Origin of the sequence: Mesorhizobium sp. B2-3-6 (assembly GCF_006442305.1) — a bacterium.
Classification (GTDB): Bacteria; Pseudomonadota; Alphaproteobacteria; order Rhizobiales; family Rhizobiaceae; genus Mesorhizobium.
On sequence record NZ_VFVW01000024.1, the window covers coordinates 1 to 1643 of the forward strand.

Consider the following 1643-nt stretch of genomic DNA (forward strand, 5'->3'; position numbering starts at 1 on the left):
GAAGGTCACAGGTTCAAATCCTGTCCCCGCAACCAAATCAAAACAGCCCGGCTCACCCCGGGCTGTTCTTGTATCCGGCTGATGGCCCCCCGCTGATTTGAGAACCCTCATCACGGGCCCGCAAATACCCAAAGCCGACACCCAAGGTCAAAAACAAATCCCGCAAAACCAAACACAATCCGCCCGCCAAAGCCAAGCCAAGCCAAAGCCAAGCCAAGCCAAGCCAAGCCAAGCCAAGCAAAGCAAAGCCAAGCAAAGCAAAGCAAAGCAAAGCAAAGCAAAGCAAAGCAAAGCAAAGCAAAGCAAAGCAAAGCAAAGCGTTCAGGGCCAAGCCTCGGTCGTTCCATGCCTCGGGGCCAAGACGAGCTCTCAGCTCGCGCGGCGGAACATTGGGCTTCCCAGAGCCGAGGCCAGCCACGAAAATGCAAAATGGATTCAGCCGGCAGGATTCCATCTCAGGCGGCTTCAGCGCCAGCTGTCCCGGAGGGATCGCGAGGAGCAGATCCCACCTATCGGCTGCAGGCGCGATCCCCGATCCCGACGGCCCGACTGAGGCGATATCTCGGTTATGCCGAATCAAGCGATCCGAACCTGTCTGCGAGACAATCGGACCAAAATGCAGGTTGGTCGACCTCGGTCGAAATTGCTAATATCTGACATCTATTGCTAAATCCGTGCCGTGATCCCATGTCTCTTTCCGGGAGGTTGTCATGCCCAACTACGCTCTGAACGACCACTATGAGCGCTTCATCAGGAAACAGCTCGAATCAGGTCGCTACAACAATGCCAGCGAGGTTGTTCGCGCCGGCCTGCGCATGCTCGAGGATTTCGAGGCGGAGCGGGAAAGATGGCTGCGCGAGGAAATTCCGGGCCGCTTGGCCGAGCTCCAGCAGGATCCAGCTAAAGGAATTCCGGCCGATGTGGTTTTTTCTCGGCTGGAGGCGCGCCATCGCGCGAAACAGGCGAAAGCCAAGTAGGGGATGGTCTATCGGATCGTCTTTCATCCCGCCGCACAAGCCGAACTCGAACGGCTCTATGACGACATAGCCGAGCGGGCATCGCCGGCGATCGCGTGGAATTTTGTCGCGGGTATTCAAGACCATTGTCTCGGTCTATCGACTTTTCCACAGCGTGGCACCGAGCGGCGCGAGATCATGCCCGGACTGCGGATCATCGGCTACCGACGGGCGGTCAGCATTGCCTTTGCGGTCGAGGGCGAGCAGGTGCTGATCCTGGGCATCTTCTACGCAGGCCGGAACATCACACCGGAATTGCTGGAGGATCGCCGCTGAAAGCCGCTCTGGCAAGATCCGCGGCCGTCGGGCGGACAGCGATTTTCAAAGCGAGGCATACGGTCCGAAGCGAGCATCCCAGGCGCGACCAAGCGCAAAAAGCGATGTGGAAACTCAGCCTAGCCAACTCACGAATTTCGACCCTGCGGATATCTCCACCAGAAATCGAAAAAACATCTGAGATCGGTGTTGACAGTTTGTCGGGGTGGCGACTATATACGCCTCACGAACGAGGGCGGTGCGCCGCTGGCGACGAAGAAGTTTGCTTCTAAGGCTGCCCTCAGCGAAATTCAAGAGAGCCGCGTGAGCGACACTCGGACGGCCCCGGAGCCACAAGCGAAGCGGGTCACG

3 protein-coding genes are annotated in these 1643 nt (G+C 58.1%); 2 read left to right on the forward strand and 1 reads right to left on the reverse strand.

Annotation, left to right across the window (positions count from 1 at the left end; translation table 11 throughout):
• Positions 1–52: 52 nt before the first annotated feature.
• The gene (locus tag FJ953_RS30290; RefSeq protein ID WP_140625668.1) at positions 53–331 is read right to left on the reverse strand and encodes a hypothetical protein; all 279 of its coding nucleotides are present in this window, start codon (positions 329–331) and stop codon (positions 53–55) included.
• Positions 332–710: 379 nt separating this feature from the next.
• Here FJ953_RS30290 and FJ953_RS30295 point away from each other — a divergent pair, with 379 nt between their 5' ends.
• Both FJ953_RS30295 and FJ953_RS30300 read left to right on the forward strand, forming a co-directional pair.
• Positions 711–977, forward strand: a complete 267-nt coding sequence (locus FJ953_RS30295; RefSeq protein ID WP_140501644.1) for a type II toxin-antitoxin system ParD family antitoxin — start codon at positions 711–713, stop codon at positions 975–977.
• Positions 978–980: 3 nt separating this feature from the next.
• Positions 981–1292, forward strand: coding sequence for a type II toxin-antitoxin system RelE/ParE family toxin (locus tag FJ953_RS30300; RefSeq protein ID WP_140501646.1), 312 nt, complete (start codon positions 981–983; stop codon positions 1290–1292).
• Positions 1293–1643: the final 351 nt, after the last annotated feature.

What these genes read in the sequence shown, in the direction of transcription:
- FJ953_RS30295 (WP_140501644.1), top strand. Translation starts at nt 711, where the DNA reads ATGCCCAACTACGCTCTGAACGACCACTATGAGCGCTTCATCAGGAAA.
- FJ953_RS30300 (WP_140501646.1), top strand. Translation starts at nt 981, where the DNA reads ATGGTCTATCGGATCGTCTTTCATCCCGCCGCACAAGCCGAACTCGAA.